The organism is Desulfurococcus sp. (assembly GCF_049970475.1).
In the GTDB taxonomy this organism is placed as follows: domain Archaea; phylum Thermoproteota; class Thermoprotei_A; order Sulfolobales; family Desulfurococcaceae; genus Desulfurococcus; species Desulfurococcus amylolyticus.
Map to the genome: position 1 here is coordinate 1 of NZ_JBMFMW010000007.1, position 22,922 is coordinate 22,922.

General features: G+C 44.0%; 24 protein-coding genes. 9 read left to right on the top strand and 15 right to left on the bottom strand.

What is annotated here, in order from left to right:
• Window positions 1-24: 24 nt before the first annotated feature.
• Window positions 25-741, top strand: a complete 717-nt coding sequence (locus ACP5N5_RS00960) for a DUF7669 domain-containing protein (RefSeq protein WP_198011706.1) — start codon at window positions 25-27, stop codon at window positions 739-741.
• A gap of 25 nt (window positions 742-766) precedes the next feature.
• Here the strand turns inward: ACP5N5_RS00960 and ACP5N5_RS00965 are convergent, their stop codons facing one another.
• The 3 genes from ACP5N5_RS00965 to argF all read right to left on the bottom strand — a co-directional run bounded on the left by ACP5N5_RS00965 (window position 767) and on the right by argF (window position 4,845).
• Complete coding sequence (locus tag ACP5N5_RS00965) at window positions 767-1,303, bottom strand: hypothetical protein (protein ID WP_012607806.1); 537 nt, start codon at window positions 1,301-1,303, stop codon at window positions 767-769.
• 63 nt (window positions 1,304-1,366) lie between these two features.
• Entirely contained in the window at window positions 1,367-3,823 is a 2,457-nt protein-coding gene (locus ACP5N5_RS00970; protein ID WP_428131408.1) for an STT3 domain-containing protein, read from the bottom strand.
• Window positions 3,824-3,900: 77 nt separating this feature from the next.
• Window positions 3,901-4,845, bottom strand: a complete 945-nt coding sequence (gene argF, locus ACP5N5_RS00975; RefSeq protein ID WP_428131414.1) for an ornithine carbamoyltransferase — start codon at window positions 4,843-4,845, stop codon at window positions 3,901-3,903.
• A gap of 68 nt (window positions 4,846-4,913) precedes the next feature.
• Between argF and ACP5N5_RS00980 the strand changes: the two genes are divergently transcribed.
• Entirely contained in the window at window positions 4,914-5,969 is a 1,056-nt protein-coding gene (locus ACP5N5_RS00980) for a DUF711 family protein (RefSeq protein WP_428131419.1), read from the top strand.
• A gap of 126 nt (window positions 5,970-6,095) precedes the next feature.
• Here the strand turns inward: ACP5N5_RS00980 and ACP5N5_RS00985 are convergent, their stop codons facing one another.
• Window positions 6,096-6,365 (bottom strand): UPF0147 family protein, encoded by a 270-nt coding sequence (locus ACP5N5_RS00985; protein WP_014767029.1) that lies wholly within the window; start codon window positions 6,363-6,365, stop codon window positions 6,096-6,098.
• A gap of 97 nt (window positions 6,366-6,462) precedes the next feature.
• On the opposite strand from ACP5N5_RS00985, the gene ACP5N5_RS00990 reads away from it, so the two are divergent.
• The gene (locus ACP5N5_RS00990; protein WP_428131431.1) at window positions 6,463-6,825 is read left to right on the top strand and encodes an Sjogren's syndrome/scleroderma autoantigen 1 family protein; all 363 of its coding nucleotides are present in this window, start codon (window positions 6,463-6,465) and stop codon (window positions 6,823-6,825) included.
• A 6-nt stretch (window positions 6,826-6,831) separates the two neighbouring features.
• Here the strand turns inward: ACP5N5_RS00990 and tmk are convergent, their stop codons facing one another.
• The 6 genes from tmk to ACP5N5_RS01020 are packed head-to-tail and all read right to left on the bottom strand — an operon-like array spanning window position 6,832 to window position 12,179.
• The gene (tmk, locus tag ACP5N5_RS00995) at window positions 6,832-7,452 is read right to left on the bottom strand and encodes a dTMP kinase (RefSeq protein WP_042667041.1); all 621 of its coding nucleotides are present in this window, start codon (window positions 7,450-7,452) and stop codon (window positions 6,832-6,834) included.
• Entirely contained in the window at window positions 7,442-7,783 is a 342-nt protein-coding gene (locus ACP5N5_RS01000) for an aconitase X swivel domain-containing protein (RefSeq protein WP_232216801.1), read from the bottom strand. Before ACP5N5_RS01000 ends, tmk begins: the two co-directional genes overlap by 11 nt.
• A 52-nt stretch (window positions 7,784-7,835) precedes the next feature.
• The gene (locus tag ACP5N5_RS01005; protein WP_428131436.1) at window positions 7,836-9,005 is read right to left on the bottom strand and encodes an aconitase X catalytic domain-containing protein; all 1,170 of its coding nucleotides are present in this window, start codon (window positions 9,003-9,005) and stop codon (window positions 7,836-7,838) included.
• On the bottom strand, window positions 9,005-10,285 hold the full coding sequence (locus tag ACP5N5_RS01010) for a UbiD family decarboxylase (protein WP_428131441.1): 1,281 nt from the start codon (window positions 10,283-10,285) through the stop codon (window positions 9,005-9,007). Before ACP5N5_RS01010 ends, ACP5N5_RS01005 begins: the two co-directional genes overlap by 1 nt.
• Before the next feature lie 3 nt (window positions 10,286-10,288).
• Entirely contained in the window at window positions 10,289-11,482 is a 1,194-nt protein-coding gene (locus ACP5N5_RS01015; protein WP_428131444.1) for a Clp1/GlmU family protein, read from the bottom strand.
• 52 nt (window positions 11,483-11,534) lie between these two features.
• Window positions 11,535-12,179, bottom strand: coding sequence for a hypothetical protein (locus ACP5N5_RS01020; RefSeq protein WP_428131449.1), 645 nt, complete (start codon window positions 12,177-12,179; stop codon window positions 11,535-11,537).
• A gap of 50 nt (window positions 12,180-12,229) precedes the next feature.
• Between ACP5N5_RS01020 and ACP5N5_RS01025 the strand changes: the two genes are divergently transcribed.
• A complete protein-coding gene (locus tag ACP5N5_RS01025; protein WP_012607818.1) occupies window positions 12,230-12,850 on the top strand; it encodes an RAD55 family ATPase in 621 nt (206 codons plus the stop codon).
• Window positions 12,841-13,353 (top strand): CDP-archaeol synthase, encoded by a 513-nt coding sequence (locus ACP5N5_RS01030; RefSeq protein WP_428131454.1) that lies wholly within the window; start codon window positions 12,841-12,843, stop codon window positions 13,351-13,353. The genes ACP5N5_RS01025 and ACP5N5_RS01030 overlap by 10 nt, the downstream gene beginning before the upstream one ends.
• Window positions 13,354-13,356: 3 nt before the next feature.
• On the opposite strand, the gene ACP5N5_RS01035 is transcribed toward ACP5N5_RS01030, so the two are convergent.
• The 4 genes from ACP5N5_RS01035 to ACP5N5_RS01050 all read right to left on the bottom strand — a co-directional run bounded on the left by ACP5N5_RS01035 (window position 13,357) and on the right by ACP5N5_RS01050 (window position 19,432).
• Window positions 13,357-14,580 carry a SufB/SufD family protein gene (locus ACP5N5_RS01035; RefSeq protein ID WP_012607820.1) on the bottom strand — a complete coding sequence of 408 codons (1,224 nt, stop codon included), beginning with the start codon at window positions 14,578-14,580 and terminating at the stop codon, window positions 13,357-13,359.
• On the bottom strand, window positions 14,573-15,304 hold the full coding sequence (locus ACP5N5_RS01040; protein ID WP_012607821.1) for an ABC transporter ATP-binding protein: 732 nt from the start codon (window positions 15,302-15,304) through the stop codon (window positions 14,573-14,575). Before ACP5N5_RS01040 ends, ACP5N5_RS01035 begins: the two co-directional genes overlap by 8 nt.
• Window positions 15,305-15,339: 35 nt before the next feature.
• Window positions 15,340-17,946, bottom strand: coding sequence for an ATP-dependent helicase (locus tag ACP5N5_RS01045; RefSeq protein ID WP_428131486.1), 2,607 nt, complete (start codon window positions 17,944-17,946; stop codon window positions 15,340-15,342).
• An 88-nt stretch (window positions 17,947-18,034) separates the two neighbouring features.
• Window positions 18,035-19,432 (bottom strand): glycosyltransferase, encoded by a 1,398-nt coding sequence (locus tag ACP5N5_RS01050; protein WP_428131461.1) that lies wholly within the window; start codon window positions 19,430-19,432, stop codon window positions 18,035-18,037.
• 71 nt (window positions 19,433-19,503) lie between these two features.
• Between ACP5N5_RS01050 and ACP5N5_RS01055 the strand changes: the two genes are divergently transcribed.
• From ACP5N5_RS01055 to ACP5N5_RS01070, 4 genes are all read left to right on the top strand, one after another.
• Window positions 19,504-20,154, top strand: coding sequence for an MBL fold metallo-hydrolase (locus ACP5N5_RS01055; RefSeq protein WP_428131467.1), 651 nt, complete (start codon window positions 19,504-19,506; stop codon window positions 20,152-20,154).
• A gap of 13 nt (window positions 20,155-20,167) precedes the next feature.
• On the top strand, window positions 20,168-20,395 hold the full coding sequence (locus tag ACP5N5_RS01060) for a hypothetical protein (protein ID WP_428131472.1): 228 nt from the start codon (window positions 20,168-20,170) through the stop codon (window positions 20,393-20,395).
• Window positions 20,396-20,406: 11 nt separating this feature from the next.
• Window positions 20,407-20,691: a hypothetical protein gene (locus ACP5N5_RS01065; protein ID WP_042667057.1), complete on the top strand. Its 285-nt coding sequence runs from the start codon at window positions 20,407-20,409 to the stop codon at window positions 20,689-20,691.
• A 543-nt stretch (window positions 20,692-21,234) separates the two neighbouring features.
• The gene (locus ACP5N5_RS01070; protein WP_428131477.1) at window positions 21,235-21,513 is read left to right on the top strand and encodes a hypothetical protein; all 279 of its coding nucleotides are present in this window, start codon (window positions 21,235-21,237) and stop codon (window positions 21,511-21,513) included.
• 922 nt (window positions 21,514-22,435) lie between these two features.
• Here the strand turns inward: ACP5N5_RS01070 and ACP5N5_RS01075 are convergent.
• Window positions 22,436-22,804, bottom strand: a complete 369-nt coding sequence (locus ACP5N5_RS01075; RefSeq protein ID WP_012607828.1) for a thioredoxin family protein — start codon at window positions 22,802-22,804, stop codon at window positions 22,436-22,438.
• Between the last annotated feature and the right edge of the window lie 118 nt (window positions 22,805-22,922).

Below are 22,922 nucleotides of genomic sequence, written 5' to 3' on the forward strand. Positions count from 1 at the left end.
AACATATAAAAACAAAAACAATTCATGAGGGCTCTCACTCTAATGGTGGGTGTCTTGAGTAGTAGTGAAAACCATGAATCACCGGGCGTCGAGAAGAAGCCTAATTGGCAACTCTTAAAGGAGTCGGCTGAGGAATTATATAGGGCTGGAAAGATATATTTTACACGTAAGGAGCTTGTTGATAAGGCAAGGGAGAAGGATCCCTCAAGGTCTGAGATGAGCTTGGATTTCGAAATAGATCTTGTCACAGTTAACAGTAGTAGTAAGGATAGATATAAGGACCCCGAGAAACTATTCCTCTACAGGGTTGATAGGGGAAGATATACGCTTTACAGTCCTGAGGAACATGGCGAGCTAGAGAAGTATATTGGGATAAAGAAGGTCTCTCCAGCTAGAAAACACTTAATTGAGGAAGTAGTTAGTGAACTAGAAAAAATGGGGTATGATGCATCGGAGAACAGGTATGCTAAACCGCTCCAGCCAGATATAGTTGCTGAGAAGGGAGATGAGGTGGTTGGGGTATGGGTGATAGATCCAGGTACGCCTTTATCAGACCAGTACAAGATGCTTGCATACGCGATTGGCTCCAGCCTACTCAACAGGGAATACAGTGAATACATAGTAGTTGTTCCAGGCGAGCTCTTGAAGAGGGTTACGAAGGACTTGATTGATACGCTGGACCGGTTTAAAATACGCTTTGCTACTGTTAGAGAAGAGAGAAGATATACTCTGCAATTATAGTGGTTGTCCATCTTTTTAAGCATGCCTAAACTGTTAACTCGTTCTCAAGTTTCTTCTTCATAACTTCCCTGGCCTCTTCCAGTATTCTTTTTACATCGCTTCCCTCCGAGATAGAGTAGTTAATGTCTACAACGCTATTCGCCTCACTTGCCTCACTCAGTTCTCTAGCTGATGCTTGTAGCTCGATGAATACTAGGTTTAAGTCAGGTATATTGAGCTCCGGTATCTTTGACATGTCTTTAACCAAGTTATTTATCTCCGAAGCTAGCCCCGAGAACTCCCTCATGTTTATAGCATACTGGAGTGCTAGGTCTATTTTCTCTAATATCAGCTGCACGGCCGCAAGCCTTGCAAGCAATTTATCGAGCTTAGCTATTTCCTCGGCGTATCGTTTTGCAAGGTATTTCTCACCCTTGGACTCTAGGTCAGTTAGTTTCTCAAAGAGCACGTCTCTTCTCTCACTAACCCTATTGTACAACATGTCGATTTTATTTCTTAACAGCCTTACATGGTAAAGCGTCTCTAAGGCCTTTCTCAAAGGATCCCTGCTTCTCCTAAACATTCGTCAGCACCTTGCTACCTAACCATATTATGGGTTTGTAAATGCTTTAAAAGAAAAAGGGTTTCAGGATACGGGGTTTAATTGATAGAACACTATGATACTATATAGTATACCATTGCCACCATCAGGTGTTGAAATCCTTACGGGTTGACCAGTCCATGGATTAATGAATGGCTCCATTATTATCCTAAATGGTTTAATATATGTATCATTAGCTAGGGGTCTGGTGTTTATTGATGAAATAGATCGTGCCTGAATATAGTATTTGACATCTAAACCGGTGACCTCCTTGATCCTTGATGCTGTTGACGAATCAAGGAGTCCCTGGGACCCCGTGAACCATTTAAATGTATAGGACTTATTGTTTAACTCAGCCCAGTACATTACTCCATCCATCAGCATCTTGTAGAGTAATGGAAGTGTGTTAGGCGAGTCAAATACCGGTGAAATTATCGAGGTATCCTGGAAGTTATATACGTAGATGAACCGCGTGGTATCCACATATGATATATTTATTCCCAGCGCCCTTAGCCTATCAACAGTCGAGTTCCCTATTCTTATCATCCAGATACTCTTTGGTATATCAACGGTGCCGGGCATGCCTCCAGTCATTATCGGCCATATGGTTACACTGGTGTTATCGCTTGATACAATGAATGAATCTATAGCCATTAAATACGTGTTGTTTAATGGAGGGTTAAAGAGCCCAGCGAGCTCGAAGGAAGTACTGGTATTAATGGATGACATTATTAAGCCAATAATACCTATTTGCGTTTCATTGAGTGTTGAACCATCTGCTACACTGGCTTTACCACCATCCACGGATATACCATATCCGTAATCCCACCATGCTATTACAAGGGAATCATTGGGCAGGCTTCTCATTAATTCAACAGCCTTATACCAGGAATCAGTGTAGAAGGGGAGCCCTGAGACACCAGCCTTTAACGTGTAGATCATGCTTGTATTCGATGCGTAGTCCGTGTAACCGGCGTACCCTATATTGAACAGGGCTAGTACTAGTATAGCTAGCACGATCACCCGGTATCCCCGGGTCTGCCTATATCTGACACGCCCCTTTCTTCTATCTATTAACTCCTGGGATGTTGGCATTATGTATTCGAATAACCTCCCGATGAAGACTCCCATAACCAATGTACCGAAATAAGCGGCTATAGCTATCATGTAGGCTGCATTAAGATACGAGTAGAATGCTAGCAAGAATGCTATGGATACATATAATTTATCAGGTTCCCCACGGTAGATGAAGTAAAGAGCTCCTATTATGCTTAGGATCAATGGGGATGCGTAGAATAGCCAAGGGTAAACCCCCCATGAATGCAGCATACCTACCAGGGTACTATAGCTTGAAAGCGGCGACTGGTGCTCAGCGATGCTTTCTACAAGGGGTGTTGCCGGTATAAATCTCAGTCCAAGAGCCCATGCAAGCCTACCGCCAATAGGTATGTAGCCACGCGTAATTAGCACAGCTCCTCCAATAACTAGCAATACTAGTAGAATAAAGTATCTTCCCTTTGTTAAAAGAGGTTTTTTGAACCCTAGCTTCTTGTACTCGGTGTTGAATAGATAGTATATAACAGGGAGTATCAGGGTGGATAATAATGCCGTACCAAGCTCCCGTGGGTTAAACGGGTACACCCCCAGGTTTGACGCGTTAGCTGGCGAGGGCATCACGAAGACCATAGATAACACTATTAATCCCACCTGATATATGAGAAATTCCCTTGTGACACCGCTTCTAGTTAGAAGCGGATATAGTATGGTGAATGCAACCATTGTACCAAGTATAAAGACGTAGCCACCCCATAACCACCCTACTACTGCAAGGAAGAACCCTGATAGGACTGTGTATAACGCCTTCCTCAGGCTCGACTCATCCCTATTAATGGACTTCGCCAACTTACTATAGAAATAGATGTAGAGTAGTAAGGGGACAATTGCAACGCCTTCTTTCTCGATGTACCCTATAACTGTTCTCTCAGTTGCAGCGGGTAGTATAGCTATAAGCAGTGCTGCTATTAAACCAGCTATTCTATTACCATTTGAGAGCTCTCTACCAGTTATGTATGCAAGGATTATACCTATAGCGGCGAATATAAGTGGTTGCAGTATTCCCCACTCTTTCAGCGTTAACCCTAGGCCTTCCACTAAATGATACGTTGTACCAGTCCATATTGGTAGAAATGGGTAGCTAGTGTAGATTATATCCCTACCCCATGGATACCAGAATATATGCGTTGCAGGGTTATCCCTGGTAAGCGTGTACCATGAGAGTAAGCCATTCTCATACACGTACTTGGCTTGCCAATACTCTATGTAGCTATCAAATTCGAAGAATTCGAAGCCGTTCAACCAATACGGTGAAAACCTCACGTATACACCATACACCAATATAAGTGCTAGAAGAATATACATAATGGTTTTTGCTGCCCTTGGATGTTGCATAAAGTACTCGTATACCTTGTAAATAGTATTAGACACGGCTTCATTAACACTCATTCACAGCACCCATCTATCATGGTCCTGACTAGTAACGGTATGATAGAATGTAGTAAAAAACCTTAATGGGATAATCTCTATGGAGTTAGGAGGGCTAGTATTGCTTTCTGTGCGTGCTTCCTGTTTTCTGCTTGATCCCATACAACACTCCATTTACCATCAATGACTTCGTTGACTACTTCTTCTCCTCTATGAGCTGGTAAACAATGCATGAATATCGCGTCTGGCTTTGCATGGTTCATTAACTCTACTGTGACCCTGTATGGTTCTAGATCCTTTATCCTCTTCTCCTTCTCCTTTTCCTGTCCCATGCTGACCCATACATCAGTGTATACTACGTCAGCATTTTCAACTGCTTTAAATGGATCTCTCTCTATCTCATAGGAGCCCCCATTCGGTGAGGCATGTTCATTGAAAAGTTTTACAACACTTGGATGTGGCTCATAGCCTTTGGGCGAGGCAATGATTATCTTTCCGCCTAGTATCCCTGTGGCGAGCATCAGGCTATGTAGGACATTATCGCCTCCATCACCAACGAAAACTATTTTCAGCCTAGTGATATCCCCGCCTTTTTTCTCCATTATTGTTAAGATATCGCTTAGTGCTTGGGCTGGGTGATGTAGATCACTTAGCCCATTTATTACTGGGACCCTACTGTACTGTGCGAGCTTCTCGATCTTATAGTGTTCATAAACGCGGGCCATTATCACATCGACATACCTTGATAAAACACGTGCAGTGTCCTCGATGGTCTCGCCTCTGGCTAATTGTAGCTCGCTGGTGCTCAAGTATATAGCGTCGCCTCCCAGCTCCTTCATGGCTGTTTCAAAGCTGATCCTAGTTCTAGTACTGGGTTTCTCGAAAATCATCGCTAGGTGACGCCCCACCAGCAGGGGTATTATCCTCTCTCCAGCTAGATACCTCTGCTTGAACTGCATTGCTGTCCTGATCATAAATAATAATTCTTCCCTACTATACTCGGCTAGCGTTAGGAAGTGTCTACCTTTAAGACTAGTCACCATGACTACCCACCTGTTTACACCGTTTTCTTAAATAGGAGGAACGTATTTAAAGATAGCAGGGTGGATTTATGGAGAAAATAGTTATTCGTGCTGCAACTTTCTTCATTGGTAAAAGCAGTAACATTAGGGAGGAATACCAGCTCGGTGTAGAGGTATTAGGCAGGATTAGTGAGATAGCTAAGGAATTGAACCTAGAGGTTTTCACAAAGCGTATCTCAATGCAGAGCTTAAGCATGGATGAATTAGTGAAGCTCCCCGACATAGCTAGTGATAAGGATATACTAGTCAGCGCGGGCTATGTAAGTTTAAGGAGGATAGGGGTCAGGGATGCTGAATATTTAACCAGTAATGGGGTTTACATTCCAGTTCTGCCATCTCTGGGGGATTTCACGATTGATGATGCAAGGCATTTCTCTAGAATTATACATGATGTAGCGGAGAAGGATCCCTTAAACGCTACGAGGATAGCCGTAGGTTTCCATAATGAGTCATTTCATACTCCTTATTTCCCTGACTCATCCAGCAGGGGTGTTAGGAGTATAGGCTTATCCTTTCTCTACCCAGATATGCTGGAAACTAATAATATCTCATCACTCTCCAACTCTATTCACAACGCATTCAGGTTATTCAATAATATAGCCCAGGTAATAGAGAATAATATCGGCTACCCTGTTTCAATAGATTACAGCCTATCTCCCTGGATGGAGAAGAGTGTTGTTAAAATACTGGAGTCGCTGGGTTACAGCCTCCTAGAGCCCGGTGCCAACTATATTTTGCACGTAGTCAACAACCTCATACAGGAACACTATGATCCGCGTAGAGCAATAGGCTTCAACGAGGTGATGCTACCATACGCCGAGGATTCATTACTAATCAAATATGGGGGCATGGGCTTAATTAAGGCAAGGGATTTTCTACGCTATGCATCGACATGTGTTGCTGGAGTAGACATGATTATTGTTCCATCAGGCATTGAAAAACTAGCCAGGTTAGTAATGGACACCTACTCCCTTGGCTTGGTTAAATCGAAGCCTATAGCACTTAGAGCGATACCTGTGAACAATAAACCCGGTGAAAAAATAAGCCTTGGGAAATTCGGGGAACCCTTTGTAATAGAGTATTGAAACCGAGTATGTTTCCACATTGTTTTCAAGCCAATTAAGCCATCGCATTTATAATGTGGTATTTCGAAGAATTCAAAGACGCGTGAAGTATTCACTAGGGCATTGGTAGATCTATAGTTTATTAATTCAATCATGTATTGTTTCAAGTATGGCTATTACCTGCCATACCTTTGTTCTAGCACTTAAAGGCATATTGGGATCCTGGCTAACCTGGTCTAGAACCCCTACAGCATTTGCTGCTCTAACACCAGGTGTATATCTTTCATCCCTGAGGTAGTTTAATGCCTCTGTTGCAGCCCTCCTAATATTCCTTGGAACGGCTGTATCATTAACTATACTCATCAGTAAGTATATGGCGTTTCTTAGTTTAACCTCATTATCAAGTACCCTGCTCAATTCCATCACCTTAATCAGTATGATTACTCCTAATACATAACGTTACTACTGGTTAAAAACCATTAAATAAATAAATCTTAAGAATAGAGGTGAAGGCATGTCCAGCCAGGATCCAATAAAAATCATGGCTGAACTACTCAAATCAGGTGCTGTAATGCTTGCCGAGACATGCCCAGTGGAGGGATGCAACTTACCATTATTTAAGCTGAAAAGCGGAGAAGTGGTGTGCCCTCTGCATGGTAGGATACATGTGGTTAAAACCGATGAAGAGGCTAAGGAAGTTTATTCAAGGGCGGCACTCTCAATGTTACTGGAAAAGGTGGAGGCAACGGCTATTAGAGCCATAGATTCATTGATAAGTGAGCCGGATATCGATTCAACTGAGATAATTAAATGGCTTGAAGTACTTGAAAGGGTTGCACGATTAAAGATTATTGCTAGGAAGCGGGATACCCCGTAAAGAAGCTTAAGTATCATAAACCCGGCTGTTCATACTGATCAGTCTCCCATATACTATATCCCATATCCTACCATATACTTCACTAAGGGGTTTCGATGCATCAATATATATTAAGAGACCCATCTCCACCATTCTCAGATACATGCTCCTAACCCTTTGTAGGAACTCCTTCTCCTCGTACTCTGGAAACCTTGATGTATGCATGTACTTCCTGGATAAACCCTCTTCAGGCTCTATGTCAAGGTAGATTGCTACATCAGGCTTCATGGCGAACTTATTTACCTCTATAACCCATTCAAACGGTGCTCCACTAGCTGATTGATATGCAACACTACTATAGAAGTATCTATCGGAAATAACCGTTACACCCTTATCCAGAAGGGGTTTAACCCAGTTTTTCACATGTATTAATCTATCCAGAGCAAATGCTAATGCATCGATGTACGCGTCCCTTAAATTGTTATAAGTAGACTTGATGACTCTAACTATTTCGGAATCTGTTGGCTCATAAGTGTATGAAGCCGGGATCCCTCTACTGGATAGATCCTCTACAAGCCTACGTGCTACCGTTGTTTTCCCGGCTCCATCGAGTCCCTCCAGCACAATAAAGCATCCCTTACCATGCATAAAGGATCCCTGAGCCGCGGGTGTATCTTACATATCGGTGGTTTTTATTTTTAAGGGTGCCTGCGAAGTCATCATACTCCTCTACCACTAGTAAGGGTATTTCAGCGATAACACATCCAGCGATCAGTATTGGCTCCACCTCCTTAACCAACATACAAAGTGGTGACCTACCGTATTGCTTCATAGCGTAGATAACGTAAGAACCAACGGTACTGCCTCTGCTACCCTTGAACACAAGTATTTTCCCTTCAACACTGATCTCCTCTTTCTCAGTTTTTACAATGCCACGGACTGGATCTACCTCGCCGAGGAAGCTCATATACTGGTCCACCAATACTACTTCACCCTCACAATCACCGTCTACCACTGGTTTCACGCGCCAGCTATGAGTATACAGATTCTATCACCTCTCTAAGCCCTGTTATCCGGACCTTTAACCCATGTATTTTCCTGAGGTAGAATGCCGCTTTACCACTATTGGTTACGACGACATCGTATTTCCTCCGTAGCCTAGAGACCACTGGACATGTGCCCGCCGCTATCTCTACGCCCTTGGACTTCAGTCTGTTGATCAACAACCTATATCTCTCCGTGTATTCGACTGGAATGGTGAGTAGTAGTCTCCCCTTTCTCGGGGAGCCGTACCTCTCTAAGAGCCTGGCTACCTCCATTAACTCCATAAGCGTTGTATGGGGACACCCTACATACCCGAGCACTAAGCTACCCCTAGGATATTCATCCCCAATGTATTTATCGATATCATTTTTTTCAACCACGATTTTCTCCTCGATTTCCTCGATATAGGTTCCTCGAGGAGTTAGACCAGGTACAACACTCATTGCATGGGAGCCTGAGGCAGCCATGGATGCCAGGAGTATCTTAAGCTCTGGAAAGGTGAGATGCTTGGCAAAAGGGATAACCGTTATCTCCCTAATGTTATCGCCTATCCATAATCCAACGGCCCCAATGACCTGTCTATCGATATCAGGTGCCGTGGTTACAAGGACTGTAGCCCTCCGGTTTTCTGAGAGGTGTAGTCCAGCATTATATGTGTAACCCGTTATAGCTGCTGCCAGCGCGATAGGCCCCCCTTCCCTATTCGTGTATCCACCGTAGAATGTGTTCGCAAATATTACTGCACTACTCTCGCCCCATGCTAAATGCTCTCCTGGTGATGGAGGCCTATACCAGTATGGTATACATGTGAATACAGGGTTGAAGCCCATCTTAACGAGAGCGTTATCGATGTCTTTCTGAGCATTTATTAGGCTATTATCTATAATGGATTGTAAGCCACTATAGTCAACGCATCCAGGATTTATCGTGGTATATACCCTTGCCCTCCCACCCTTCTCATAGAAGTCTCTTATAAATCTAGTACCATGTTCACCTATATTGGAGAATGAGACACCTGATATATGGGCGTGCACTATTTTAACGAGGTTTTCGGCGCCAAGGGATTCCCCTACTTTAACAATGATCTCCATAGCCTTCGCAGTGCTCCAGCCATACTCCCCCTTTAGCATTGCTTCTTGCTCAGGTGTTAAATACATTATGGTATTCCAACCCTCCTATATTTATCCCAGGGTTCTCCCCAGGGCTTAACAGCAATGAATATTACCTTATCTCCAACCCCTTCACTGCTCCTGGGATCTAATGTGCTGCCTTTAACATCTCTTAGAACTATTATATCACTCGAGCCTTTCATCCTTGTTGCCATCGCCCATTCAATCATCAATGGATCATCAACATCTATATCCTCATCCACAACGAAGACATGCTTAATGCTAGGATGCGCTGATACCGCAGCTAGTCCAGCCAGCTTCGCTTCGCCCGGGGAAGACTGCTTTATAGAGATTACAGCGTTAAGCCAGCCACTTCCTCCCTCGGTCAGTCTAACGGATTTCACACCAGGCACACTTCTCTTTACAGCACTGTATATTATGGGTTCCCGTGGGAACCCCATTAAGAATTGATGCTCCCATGAACCAGGTACTATGGCATGGAACACAGGAGACTCCTCTCTGGATACGTAGACGGCGAGAGGCTTGAAGACGGGTTCCCGTCTCTCTTGATCCACCAGCATTAATATATCTGTGAAAGGCCCTTCTTTATCTCTATCACGGGTTATAAAGCCCTCAACAATTATGCTGGAGTCCGCCGGGACAGGTATTTTAAACAATGGTGTCTCAACAACCTTACTCCCACCACCTAGAGCAGCCCCCACACCGACCTCGAAAACACCAAGCGGGGGGTTCATTGCGGCAGCTAGCTCTTGAAACGGGTTTAATCCGAGGACTAATGCGACTGGAGCGTCGTCTCCCCCCTCATGTCTCCTACCAACTATGTAGTATAGGTGTCTTGGAACTATTCTAACTGTCGCTTTCTCATTACTGTGATACATGACTCTATGGAAACTACTGTTACAGTAGGTTTCATAGCATGCTATGAAGACGGAACTGGTTAAATAGTATCCCCCATCCTCCCTATAGTACTTTATGAATGGGAGTGTATCGAGTAATCCGTCAACGCGTTTAAAGTATTTCTCGAAGTCGTCTTTCTCGAGGTGTATTGGATTGTTTAATGCTTTCTCCATAAGCCTATATAATTCCTCATCACTCCTTACATTGAATAACCTATAGATGTCATGTCTCCTAGTAACTAGGTTAGAGTAACCAGTTACCCATTCCCTCCCCTTAACTCTGAAAACAATGACCTTATCTCTGTTCCTCCATGCTGCCCTGGTTACAGTGTACTCTGGATTCACTGTGCCTAGGTCAAGTATTTCCTTGTTGAGGAAACCAGCTAGTTTCTCAACTGCTTTGAGATCCAAGTGTTACACCTCAATAAACTCCTCTGTGTAGTCATCTCTAAGTTTAATGGGGGAGAGTTTTAATACATCTATTCTATCCTGATATCTGGTTCTAATGACCACTGTGTTATCCTCGAAACTCAGCTTCTCAACTATGCAGGGATAATCTGATCCCCCTAGGGATCTAATCCCGCAATAGATATTTCTCTCGAACCCTGGCTGATATATCTTTACCTTTGTAGCTCCAAGCCTCTTGGCGATCTCCTCGCCATTATACGTCTTTATGAAGCCGTAGACGTGGAGCTCATCCATTAGCTGAGACACATATATTACCCTACCATCTATTAGGTCGATCAAGCTAGATGCATCGACAGGATATCCATGGAATAATGGGTGACCAGTGATAAGTACAGAATTCATTTCTATCTTTCTCAATGGTGCATCAGCTAGGAAATCCCTGTACCTCATGCTTCTTAAGAGTCTTCTTTCCTCCCTGTTACGGGCCCGCTTAACACGGGGCTCAGGTACTTCATACACCTTTACCCCTATCTTCTCATACTTTTTAAAGTACCTGCTTAATTTACCCCCGATAACCACGAGGGCGTCCGGTTCCACTACTTCGATTAAATAATGCTTGTAGTGTATCGCAACTGAATCCCTCACCCATCCATCGGTATCAATAACAACCATGTTGCATCCCGATGATTCAGCCTTTTCAGCTAGCCAGCGGAGTTCTCTTGGAATCAAGTAGATATAGTTCTGTGGACGGATATCGCCTACGAACCTCATTATGTAGGCAGGGATCTCAGTGTTCCAGAGAACCTGGTTGACGGGGACTCCGAGTGATATGAATCCCGGTGGCCCTACATTGGCCTGCCCTATGTCCCCATCGATTATGCAGGGTTTTAACCCAGCCGAGATCGCGGTGTTTAATAGAAGTGTGGTGAAAGACGTCTTGCCTGAATCCGTATCACCTATCACAATGATTTTCCTGAGCCCGCTTGAAACTATTTCCACGGCCAGGGTGTTTCTCAACTTGTAAGGGTCTTCAACATCGACCGGCTGTATATCGGATTCATTAGCCATGACTATATCTAGTTCGGTGTCTTCAAGGGCCTCTATGATATAGTTTCTGAACCTATGGATGATCACCTTCTCATCGCTTCTAACTGTTTTCCCCAATATAGTAATAGACCCCTTGAGGATGCTTATTGACATAGGACCGAATACCCTGACGGCCTCTCCCTTTGAGAGGTTTAAACGAGGCAGTTTAAACCACCTCTATTCCCTTCTTCATGGCGATCTTGTAGGCAGCATATACGTCTTTCTCTCTAAACGGCTTTATCCTTCCTATCCTCGACCCCAGTAACCTAGCGTCATCAATCTTTACGGAGCTAGGCGTGGTGTCATCTTCACTGACAACTTCCACCTTCATCCCTGTGTCTTTTTTAAGTATTGACGCTAATTCAATGCCTCTGTGTCTTGAGCCGACTCTTATGATTATTCTCTCAGCGGGTACGCACTTCTTCAAGTAGTTGACCACATGGATTAAGTCTATGTATTCTCCTATACCATGTATTATGTATTCGCCGTCACCTACCACTATATAGCCTATTCGCCTACCAGGATCCACGCCGACCACTAGCTCATTATATATATCTTTCAAGTAGCTGGCTAGGATAGCCTTCTCTAAGATCCTGCAGTCATGGGTAGGGTCATAGAAGACGAGTATATCGCTTCTACCGGCTACCTCCTCAGAGAACAGTGAGTAGTCCGTGTATAGGATGCTACCGTATGGGACTTCATCCCTGGTATAGTAATGGCTAAAAAAGATGTTTCTCTCACGTAGAACGCTGAGTACATGTATAAACCACTTGGGCTCGTATATGGCTATAACCAGTGGCCGCCTTTGCAAATCAGTGAGTCACCAATATTACTCCTCTCAATACATAGAATACTTGGAAGGTGATTTTTATAGAGTTTTATACTGGTAACAGGGATATTGATGAATTGATCAGGAATGCAGCTACAATATTGTTTTACGGTGTAGCCGGCTCTGGGAAGACATCTATGCTGATAACCATAGCCGGTAACTATTGCAGGAATGTGAAGTGCCTATATATGTCCACTGAGGAGACCTTACACTATGAGAAGGTGGCTGTAAACCCGGATAAATACCGTGATGTATTATTCACCGAGGTATATGATTTCAATAAACTTGTTGAGCTAGCTACATTAATCTACCTCTATGGATCCAATGTTATTTTCGTAGATAGCTTAAACTCCTTATTCAGGCTTGAACCACTAGCGGAGAATTCCATGTCGAGGCTCGCATACGTGGTGGCATCAATTAGGAGGGTTGTCGAGGATGCAGGTGGAAAAATGTTCGCCTCGGCACAGGTGAGAACCCGGGAGGGTGAGAGTGAGCCTGTGGGTAAACCTGTATTAGAATACTACTTTGACGTGATAATAGAGCTAAATATAGGGGACTCAGTGAGATATGCTAGGATAGTTAAGCCAAAGCACATGGGCGGGGAGAAGATTCATCGCTTTAGAATAACAAGGGAGGGTGTAGAATGGATATAGAGTCCTATATTGCCTGGATCGTTAAATACTACTTGCCAGCAATGATCGCTAATGCCTCTCCACTACTAGTGAAGGGTGATAAAGTCATAGATAAGGGGAGACTGTTCATTGATGGTAAACCTATTCTAGGGAATCACAAGACCTGGGAGGGGTTTGCAATAGGGGTGATCAACTCATATTTAACTGGTTCAGCCGTGGGGATAGCCTTCGGGGATCCCTGTATACAAGTACTCTCAGTAGTAGCTGGTGTTTCAAGCATGCTCGGAGACCTAGTAGGGGCCTTTATAAAACGAAGGCTTGGATTAAAACCGGGGAGACCTCTACCTATAATTGACCAGCTTAGTTTTGCATTGATGACGACTCTCTCATACCTTCTTCTCGGTGTAGTGGATGTTATAAGCCGTCCCGACTACGTGCTGTCAACGCTCGCGTTAATATTCATCCTACACGTGGCGGCGAACAATATCGCCTACATGCTTGGAGTGAAGGAGACAAGGTGGTAACTCTCAGCCAAGAGCGCTCCTCGTAATTATATCTAGTAGTCTTTCAACTTCTCTCTCCACAGTTAATGGTATACCCGGTGCCTTTATACTCATGAAGCCCTTGACAAGAACTGATTTAGCCTCATCCTCAGTGAACCCCTTGCTCATCAAGTACTGTATCTCCTTCTCAGCTATCATGCCTATGGCTGCTTCATGGGTTAAAATAGCCCCTGGCTTCCTTGATGTTATCATGGGTATTGAGGATATTAACGCGTTCTCCGAGATAAGTAATCCAAGACACTCTATATGTCCCTTACTCTCTGCCTCGAATGCCTCAATGCTGCCCCTGGCATATATTTCTGAATACCCACCGGCCACGGCACGTGAAACCACTTCGGCTGAACTATTCTTACCCTGTAGAATAGCGGCTGAACCCTGATCATATATCCCATTGCCACTGCCAGCTATGATTGATGCAAGGTATGCTCTCGCTCCTGTGGATAATTCTACCCTTGGATACGTTTGCAGGCTCGCCACCGGGCTATATATGATATAATAGCTAACGTACTCACCCCCCTCTTCAACTCTCACGGCTGTACGAGGCCTTATATGCATGCCTTCGGCCCATGCATGCATCATTGTAAATGTAAGCCTCGCGTTCCTGGAGACATAGAACTCTGAAATACCTATATGGACGCCTTCCCTTACCCCGTGGGGTACGGCGCATCCTGTTACCACGTGGGCTTCGGCGCCCTCGTCCACGAATACTATATTATGCGCGTACTGTATTCTACGGTTACTAGTTATGGCTAGGCAGGTATATATGGGGACCGGTACCCTAACCCCTCTTGGAACATAGATAAAGTACCCTACCTCACCGCCATGAAGAAAGGCTGATGCCGTATACTTGTCGCTACGTGGATCTATGAGCCTCCATGAAACCTCCCTCCCTAGATCAGTCTTCTCAAGAGCTAGCCTTGTAGGCATTATTTTCACACCGTATTTTCCAAGGGCCTTCTCAAGTGAGCGGTATAGTGCTGACTCATCAACCTGTATATACATCGCTGATTCAACGTTTATACCGAATCTCTCACCAGCCTTCCTGGCTTCAACGGGAATTTCGTCTCTGCCACTGATTTCAGTCGTCTTCGCTGAGTCACTAGTATATAGTCCTAAATCTACGTCGGGACCGTAAGTGGATGGCTTATATAGCGCTTTCTCAACTTCCTCAAGACTATATTTAACCATTCTTACCGCCCTTCAGAATTTCTACTCCACGCCTATACCCGAACTTGAAGACTACAGGGAGCACTTCATCTGGTGAGCCACTGTAGGCTATACTACCGTCTATTAATAAATGGACCCCGTCTATTCTGTTCAGCTTATTGGTTATCAAGCCCGTATGGGTTACAAGTATAACTGAGCTCTTCTTATGGATCAATAATTCTATTGCATGGGCAATGATCTCAGCACTCTCCACATCAACACCGCTGTCGGGTTCGTCCAGCATAGCTAGCCTAGGCGACTGCAGTAGTGAAAGAAAGAGTTCAGCCCTCTTCTTCTCGCCTCCACTGAACCCAAGGAAGAGATCTCTATCCAGTAAAGGATCTATTTTAAGTAGCTTTGAAAACATGGCTGAGTCATCGCATCTATATTTCTCGAGCATGAACCTCGCTATCTCCCTTAACTTAACTCCCTTGACCTCTGGAGGGTTCTGATGTGCTAAAGCGATACCTAGCTTGGCCCTCTCATACGGGGGTAGCTTGGTGATATCTCTTCCATCAAAGTATATCCTACCGGAAATAATTTTCAAGTAGGGTAGCCCCATTAATGATGCCAGGAGAGTTGATTTCCCACTGCCATTAGGGCCCATTATGATATGCAGCTCACCCTGCGGAATTGTTAATGAGATGTCTCTAAGTACTATCCTATCGTCTACAGCCACTGAAAGCCCCTGTACCTCCAGGCTCATAGTCGATCCCTATATCTCTAAATACATGATCCTACTTAATTAATGGTATTCCACGTATCCATGTTAGAACTGGATAACCTCTCCTTAACGAGCTCGTGGAGTCTTATAAGCATTCTACGCATATCCTCCATTAACACCACGTCACTGTATCCATGCACGACTATGCTATGCGCGAAGGGACTTGGTACATCAAGTGGTCCTAGTAGTGCCACCTCTATCTCCCCGTTTCTGACCATACTAAGGACCTCTATCGCTTCATCTATATGCATGTAATCCATTAAGATCTCCCTATAAGTCTCCTTGAGAACCGGAAATCCCTGTATCTCTTCGACGGCCTTCAGTAATTCCTCAGCATTAACCTGTAGCCTGTTAACGCTTTTCTCCGTATCCCTGTATTTTCTCAATAGCATAAAGCTCCTGACAGCAGTATGCCTGAACCTCCGTTTGAGTAGATCTGTTCTTCTAATAATTCTCTCCAGCATGTCCCACGCTTGATCCGGTGGTATTGATTTAAACCACTCAACCCATTTGCCTTGCGGATGACCGGGGATCGTAAGCATGAAGCCGTTATCGGTTACCGTTAACCTGATATTCACCCCTAGTCTCTGCCCCACGGTGTAAGCATATAGCCTGGCAAGAGCGTCGTTTGCTTTTCGTCCAAAGATCGAGTGTACGATTATATTTCTCCGTGTTGGCTCATCATATATTTCTATAAGTATCAATTTATCTGAAGGCACGAGTCCCTTTGTATAGAGCTTTTGATCCATTATGTAGTCGCAAATAGTCTCGGCCGCATGTTTTTGCAGCTTATACTCCTTTACAAGGTACTCAACCACTTCTTCACGGTCCTTCTCATCAAGCATTTCAGCGATTACACGTCTAAAGCATCCAACCTCCCTGGCTGAGTCATAGGAGAGGGGCAGCATCTCGCTGAACCAGGAGGGAACTGTGGGTCTTTGTCCATCCGCCGGCTTAACCACGACCTTGAGACCCCTGCTATATAGGTACTCATATACTCTACCACCTAGCACGAATAAGTCTCCCTGTGATAAGTACTCTACGAATCCCTCCTCGAGGTCTCCAACGTACTTATTATCCACCGTGAACACGTGTACTTTACTTTCATCTGGTATAACCCCTATGTTTTGATAGTATATCATTCGTGTGGATTTCTTCCTGCCGAATACGCCTTCTTCTTCATCCAGCCATATCTTGGAGTAGACTCTTTGATACTCGTAGAAATCTCCCAGTTGTCCAGCCAAGTATCTCAGCGTCGAGAGGAAGTCATCGTAGCTTAGATCATGGAATGTATATGTTCTCTTCACAAGACTATAGGCTTCATCGATCCTCCATTTCCGCTCTAACGCCATTCCAACGATGTGTTGGGCGAGGACGTCAAGTGGATTACGCGGTATCCTGATCCTATCTATCTTCCTCTCGAGGGCTAGTTTAGATAGTACAGTGCACTCAAGTAGGTCATCGCGGTCTACTACAATTATCCTACCCTTACTAACCTCCCTGATATGGTGTCCAGCCCTCCCAATTCTCTGTAGAAGCCTTGTAACGCTCTTAGGGGAGCTAAGCAAGACCACGATATCGATGTAGCCTATGTCTATCCCGAGCTCCAGTGATGTCGAGCTCACTATGGCTCTTAATTCCCCGTTCTTAAGCTTATTCTCTATCTCAATCCTGGTATCCCTGCTTAGACTACTATGGTGTGCCTCTATATCATCTATATCTATTACTCCCTCCTTCTCAAAGATCTTCCTGAGCTTGAATACTACTCTCTCGGTAGCGCTCCTAGTGTTGGTGAATACTAGTGTTGTACGGTGCCTTGATATTATCTTCTTCAGCTCTCCATATATTGACTCATTGATTTCCTCGGCGGATGCTCGCGCTAAATCCCTGATTGGGGAAACAACCCTTATATCCATCTTCTTATCGAATCTAGCATCAACTATAATGCAGTCCCGGGGCTCTCCTTTATCATTGTAACCGGCTAGGAATAATGCAACTTCTTCAAGAGGAGATATCGTTGCGCTTAACCCAATTCTTTGGAGGGGCCTTCCGGCTAGGTTCTCAAGTCTCTCTATACTTACAGCTAGATGACTCCCCCTCTTACTTGAGGCTAGTTCATGTATTTCGTCGACCACGAGTATCCTAGTGTTAGCTAGCTTCTCCCTAAACTTAGGGGCATTCAACGATATTGCAAGGCTCTCAGGGGTCGTTATCAATATGTGCGGGGGATCCCTGTTCATGCGTTGCTTCTCGCTCTGAGTGGTATCGCTGGTTCTAACAGCTATCTTTATAGGGGGGAGTTCCAGTCCCATGCGCCTTGCCTCGTTAACAATGCCTTCAATTGGTTCCAACAGGTTCTTCCTCATGTCGTTGTTAAGTGCTCTAAGCGGGCTCACATATACCACGTAAATACCTTCGGGCATCTTACCTGTTTCCTCATATTGCTTGTAGATATTATCTATTATCCCGAGGAAGACTGCCAGGGTCTTACCGGTTCCAGTAGGGCTTGAAACCAGTATGTTAAACCCTTCTTTAACGAGGGGTATGGTCTTCCTCTGAACGGGCGTTGGTTCCCTGTATTTCCTGGTGAACCATTCCTTTACATATGGTCTTAATACATCCATGGCCTCTGCAACTGTGAAATCCCCATTAAATACGCTTATAGTCGTTTCCCCCACCTATTACTTGATTTTTCAACCAGTGTATGCACTACTAATTGAAGAATACATCTTTACGCCACCTATAAACAACATAGCTATATGCACTGGAGTTGGCAATCAACCATAGGCCTGAGAGGATGGCATTATTGAGTAAATATATTATTCCTGTGACAGCGTAGAGGACGGCTAGTATTAGCTCCCATGGTATTCTAATCCTGGATGAACTCAGCTGATACATTCCCTTAGGTGTTCTAGCGTATTGAACCCTGATCCTTAACAGGGCTTTAAGAGTCGAGTACAGGTAGTAAGGTGATAAAGCAGTTGTTACAGCTGCGCTTCTCCCCATGTTCACAAGGGTCCTCCAACTTGAGCCGATATGTCTCTTCACCTCTCTATAGTAGTATCTGCCGAAAAACCATTGCGAGATAGCTAGCGCTATGATCAAGTAGGCATGCCTCATTAACACATCGAATGGCTTTATGAAGGCATTTACCGCAAGCATTACTGTTCCAAGGAATACTATTGAGGGCACAACGTACTGCGAGAGAAAGAGTATGGCCTCGATCTTCCCTAGAACTCCTTGCCTAGAGCCAAGGATATGCCTCCACCTTGCAATCAATACATCAGTGGCTCCGTAAGCCCATCTAGACTGCTGGATCCGTAGTGCCTTATACGTGGAGGGGTTTTCAACGTAGACGGCGCAGTCGCTGAGGTATCTAACCTTTAATCCGTGATACATTATTCTAGAGCCGATCTCCATATCATCCTGTATCCTCTCCTGATCCCATCCATTCAGGATCTCCTTAAGATACCTGGACTTGAAGAGGGTGCCGGTGCCAAGTGGGAACACGTTTAAACCCATACAGTTTCTACCATGATATATGGCTCCAACAATAAACCTCATCGAGTAACCCAGTGCCTCGCTTAACCTGGTATCGAGGTTCAATGGTTCCCATCTCCCTACAACGGCTACTGTGTCTTCATGTGAACTAAGTATTTCCATGGCACAGTCTAGGAGGCATTTATCGAGTCTGGAATCCACGTCCAACACGTATATGTAGTCGCCCCTTGAGAGCCAGAGGGCTGTGTTTAAAGCACCTGTACGATACCCTACTGGTCTACTCCTCCATATAATCCAAACGTTTAATCCTCTTCTTCTCCATTCATAGAGCTTGTCGAAAAACACCTGTTTGAAGCCCTCGTCATCATCCGATACAATTATGATCTCATAGTCCCGGATGCCGAGGCCATGTACGTATTCTACTGCTTGCTCAAGGTATTCCAACGGCTCACGCCTTACTGGGATTATGAATGATATACTGGCTTCTCCGGGATTACAGCTAGTAGTATGCTGTCTACAGTTGGCGGCTCTCCAAGCGAACACGGCGTATACTATGTAAAACCATAGTTGTGGCAGTGTTATCATTAATACTATGGCTAGATCCAACACTAGAAACACCTGCACTAGTTAAAGATAAAAACATGTAGAGGTAATATATACGTTGAAGGGGGTAAAGGCTGATGCTCCCGGTAACATGGTATGGCCATGCATGTATATCCTTAAGGAGGGATGATGGATACACTATTGTAATCGATCCCCATGATGGATACAGTATAGGAATAAAGAGGCCTGAGGTTAAGGCAGACCTTGTACTGGTCACGCATGATCACTTCGACCATAATGCAGTGGACGTTGTCGCCAGAGACAAGGTGAAGACTAGGGTCCTGAAGTCTTTCAGGGGCGAAGTCGTGATAGATGATGTAAAGATAACCGGTCTGCCAACATACCATGATAAACAAAGAGGGAGGAGGAGGGGTGAGAATACCGTATACATAGTGGAAGTCAGCAACAAGAGGATCGCGCATCTAGGGGATCTAGGTGAGAAACCTGGCTGGGATATAATCTCCAGGCTTAAGGGAGTAGACTTACTAGCCATCCCGGTTGGAGGTACTTTTACCATAGAGCCCGAGGAGGCGTGGAGCATAGTAGAGGAGGTGAGACCCGTAAATATACTACCAATACACTACTGGTTCACGGGTGTCTCACTGCCGTTGAAGCCTATTGACGAGTTCTTGAAGCATGTGAAGGGCTATAGTATAGTCAGGCTCGACTCCAACAGCTTCACTCTGGAGAACTACTCGAATAGTATTATTCAGCTTAAATACGTTTAGGTGGAGTATTAGAATGGGGTTTAGACACGAGGAAAGCCTGATTAGAGAGTTAGAGTTCCTTAGAAAGGCCTCAACCAGGTTTCTCACACAACGATATGGGTTACCAAGATACATTGTGGAATACAGATTGAATAAGGTACAGTTATTATTCAATCTTTTAAGAGACTATGCTAGATGGTTAAGAAGCAGTGATGAATGCCCACAACTGAGTCCCCGGAATGAGGAGGGATCAACCGGCTGAGGTGATGCTGTATGGCATATACCTGGGAGCCCAAATGGGAGCCCTTCGAGATAAATGTAGATGGAATAGTGATTAAGACATGCAGGGATAGATACACTGGGTTAATAGCATGCCCTATATGTATACATGCCGTGTCAAGCTGCCTAGGTGGTAAACCACCTGAGAACTATCAATTCGAGAACTCCTATTTCTTCACAGTAGATGATCTCATCTCACACCTGAAAACATATCATGTAAGGGGATGGCATAGGAGGATTGAGAGTGTAGTTAGTAAGTCTAGTGAAGAGGAGGATTAATGGAGAACGTGTGTATCTATGTAAACCCGACATTAGACTACATGGTATGACCCTCTGGGGACAAACGGATTGAAACGGATTGAGAAGCCGTAGATGTTCCTGTAGCTGGCTGTATTACGCGTTTAATTTTTAAGTTATTAGATGTAGAAAGTTGATTTGAAGCTTCTGTTTGCTGGGTCTATTAGTGTTTTCTCCTAGTAAATACTATTGCTACTACGATAATAATTAAGATGTATATAAATTATGCTTAGCAAAAGCAATGACATGGTACCTAACCTTCTATGTGTAGACTATAACAGCTCCAATCCCATATCCAAGTTACCATCCATAACTACGTTCTAGACTATGTGAAGAATCTACGAGAAGAGATTTCAGGGGCAGACGCAGTTTACGGCGTTAACGTGAAATATAGTAGAGTTGCAAAGAAGTATGAAGAGTTGCCAGCGAGAGATCCGGCCTCCTACTTTGCACAACTAGATGTGTTTGGCGCTAACCGCAAAAGGAAGTATATACTCAGAGAAGTTATAGAGAAGTTGCGTAGAGATGAATCATATAAAGAAGCAAAAATTGTTAAATAGAAAGAGGTACACCTACATAAGCATAGACAAGATGCTTGCAAACCCAGCAGTATCGATTCAGGGCATTGAAGAGATTAAGAAACTCATATATGAGAACAGGACAAGGCATTTCATAGAGAGGATAGTTAAACAAATGAACATAAAGAACATTGTAGCAGAAACAGATACCTTGAGAACCTTATTTAGTGGACGTGGATGGCAAAACATTGAAAACCCATTCAATACCTTAAATCAAAAGAGATAGCGAAAATAGATGAAGAACTAATCAAGAGATTAGAAAACTTCACAAAAGCTGTTAGATCCAAGGATAGAAAACTAACTGACTACATGAATTAGATCACATGATGTTTCTATATAATTATAGCTATTTCGCTTAAGTAGCCGAAATCGGATGCCAACACTCCTCTGAACGTAAATCGTAGAAGCCCACCTGAGGATCAACTATGGACTTTCCTATCTCCACGTGGTACTTCTCCTTATGGCTTCATCTCTCCTTAGTCTTCAAAACACCCGGTGATAAGAAATCTAAGTTCGTCACCAGAGTAAAACCTAGAAAGAGGTGATGATGTGAGTGTAACACCAGCGTACGTCTAGATGAGGTGCTTAACAAGATCTTAGAAGTAGCTAAGAGGGTAGCGAAGGAGGTGTACGTATAGGGCTTTAAAGAAGCTTAAAGATATACTTGGAGGAACTATAGTGATTGCACGAATGGACTAAGCCGATTCACGTGTTGCCAAGCAACACTGTAGAGACTATAAGCCCTACAGCGGCTTCATTAAGGATATTGGGAAGGTCATGAGGAGACAGGCATGTGGCTTAAGGAGAAAAATGCTTCATCGCCACCCACCATCTTCCTAAATTACTGACATCTCGATGCCTCATCAGCTGGGTCGGCACCGTATTCTAAATTGTCCGCTTTACTCGTGTATGTTTTAAACACTGAAAACAGCATATTACTTAAAAATAATTATTGTAATACTGTATACTTGCTTTTCTCCCATGATGGTGGGCGGCTCTGCAATAATATCTTTGTTTAAATCCCCTTATATATTTTTTGAATATATTTTCACCAAGACACTTTAACTATTTTAAGTAATTGATTCATTATTTAAATCATAAATACATTGAGGAGAGCAGGGTTAGACGTGTAAAGAGGATAAAGTCCCCTACGCAATCAGGACGGCATCGCCTACTCCGCCATCATATAGTCTGGTTACATTGATACCGCTTTCCTCTTTATTAACAGGGGTTACTCCAACACGCTCCATTATGGCTGACTTTAACTCCTTCTTAGAGGGAACTTTCCCAATAAAGCGTAGCTTGCCGTTTATGAATATGCGTGGTAGATCCATGGATTCAGCTTCCAAGGGATCGTCCAGCCATATGTGGACGGGTATTATTTCAACCCATATGCCATCCCTGTCTAAGAGTTCCTCAGCTACCTGGAATAAGAGCCTCAACGCTTCATCGCTCTCCCCGCTGAAATCCAATTGTATCTCCACTATAACTTTACTGATATTCTCTAACTCACTCATATATGCCCCGTAAGCAACATCTTCTAGGAATAGCTTTTAAGGAGTGGGGCCACTCTGTTTCTCCCTAGGTGTTCGCTCTAATTATACTATGTTCATGGTTTCACCTAGGGGGACTCCA

Coding starts and splice junctions, on each gene's coding strand:
- ACP5N5_RS00965 (WP_012607806.1), bottom strand. CDS start 1,303: ATGTTTAGGAGAAGCAGGGATCCTTTGAGAAAGGCCTTAGAGACGCTT.
- ACP5N5_RS00960 (WP_198011706.1), top strand. CDS start 25: ATGAGGGCTCTCACTCTAATGGTGGGTGTCTTGAGTAGTAGTGAAAAC.
- ACP5N5_RS00980 (WP_428131419.1), top strand. CDS start 4,914: ATGGAGAAAATAGTTATTCGTGCTGCAACTTTCTTCATTGGTAAAAGC.
- ACP5N5_RS01035 (WP_012607820.1), bottom strand. CDS start 14,580: ATGGTTAAATATAGTCTTGAGGAAGTTGAGAAAGCGCTATATAAGCCA.
- ACP5N5_RS01060 (WP_428131472.1), top strand. CDS start 20,168: ATGGGGTTTAGACACGAGGAAAGCCTGATTAGAGAGTTAGAGTTCCTT.
- ACP5N5_RS01040 (WP_012607821.1), bottom strand. CDS start 15,304: ATGAGCCTGGAGGTACAGGGGCTTTCAGTGGCTGTAGACGATAGGATA.
- ACP5N5_RS01055 (WP_428131467.1), top strand. CDS start 19,504: ATGCTCCCGGTAACATGGTATGGCCATGCATGTATATCCTTAAGGAGG.
- ACP5N5_RS01065 (WP_042667057.1), top strand. CDS start 20,407: ATGGCATATACCTGGGAGCCCAAATGGGAGCCCTTCGAGATAAATGTA.
- ACP5N5_RS01075 (WP_012607828.1), bottom strand. CDS start 22,804: ATGAGTGAGTTAGAGAATATCAGTAAAGTTATAGTGGAGATACAATTG.
- ACP5N5_RS00970 (WP_428131408.1), bottom strand. CDS start 3,823: ATGAGTGTTAATGAAGCCGTGTCTAATACTATTTACAAGGTATACGAG.
- ACP5N5_RS01015 (WP_428131444.1), bottom strand. CDS start 11,482: ATGTCAATAAGCATCCTCAAGGGGTCTATTACTATATTGGGGAAAACA.
- ACP5N5_RS01045 (WP_428131486.1), bottom strand. CDS start 17,946: ATGGATGTATTAAGACCATATGTAAAGGAATGGTTCACCAGGAAATAC.
- argF (WP_428131414.1), bottom strand. CDS start 4,845: ATGGTGACTAGTCTTAAAGGTAGACACTTCCTAACGCTAGCCGAGTAT.
- tmk (WP_042667041.1), bottom strand. CDS start 7,452: ATGCATGGTAAGGGATGCTTTATTGTGCTGGAGGGACTCGATGGAGCC.
- ACP5N5_RS01030 (WP_428131454.1), top strand. CDS start 12,841: ATGGATATAGAGTCCTATATTGCCTGGATCGTTAAATACTACTTGCCA.
- ACP5N5_RS01070 (WP_428131477.1), top strand. CDS start 21,235: ATGAATCATATAAAGAAGCAAAAATTGTTAAATAGAAAGAGGTACACC.
- ACP5N5_RS00990 (WP_428131431.1), top strand. CDS start 6,463: ATGTCCAGCCAGGATCCAATAAAAATCATGGCTGAACTACTCAAATCA.
- ACP5N5_RS01005 (WP_428131436.1), bottom strand. CDS start 9,005: ATGTATTTAACACCTGAGCAAGAAGCAATGCTAAAGGGGGAGTATGGC.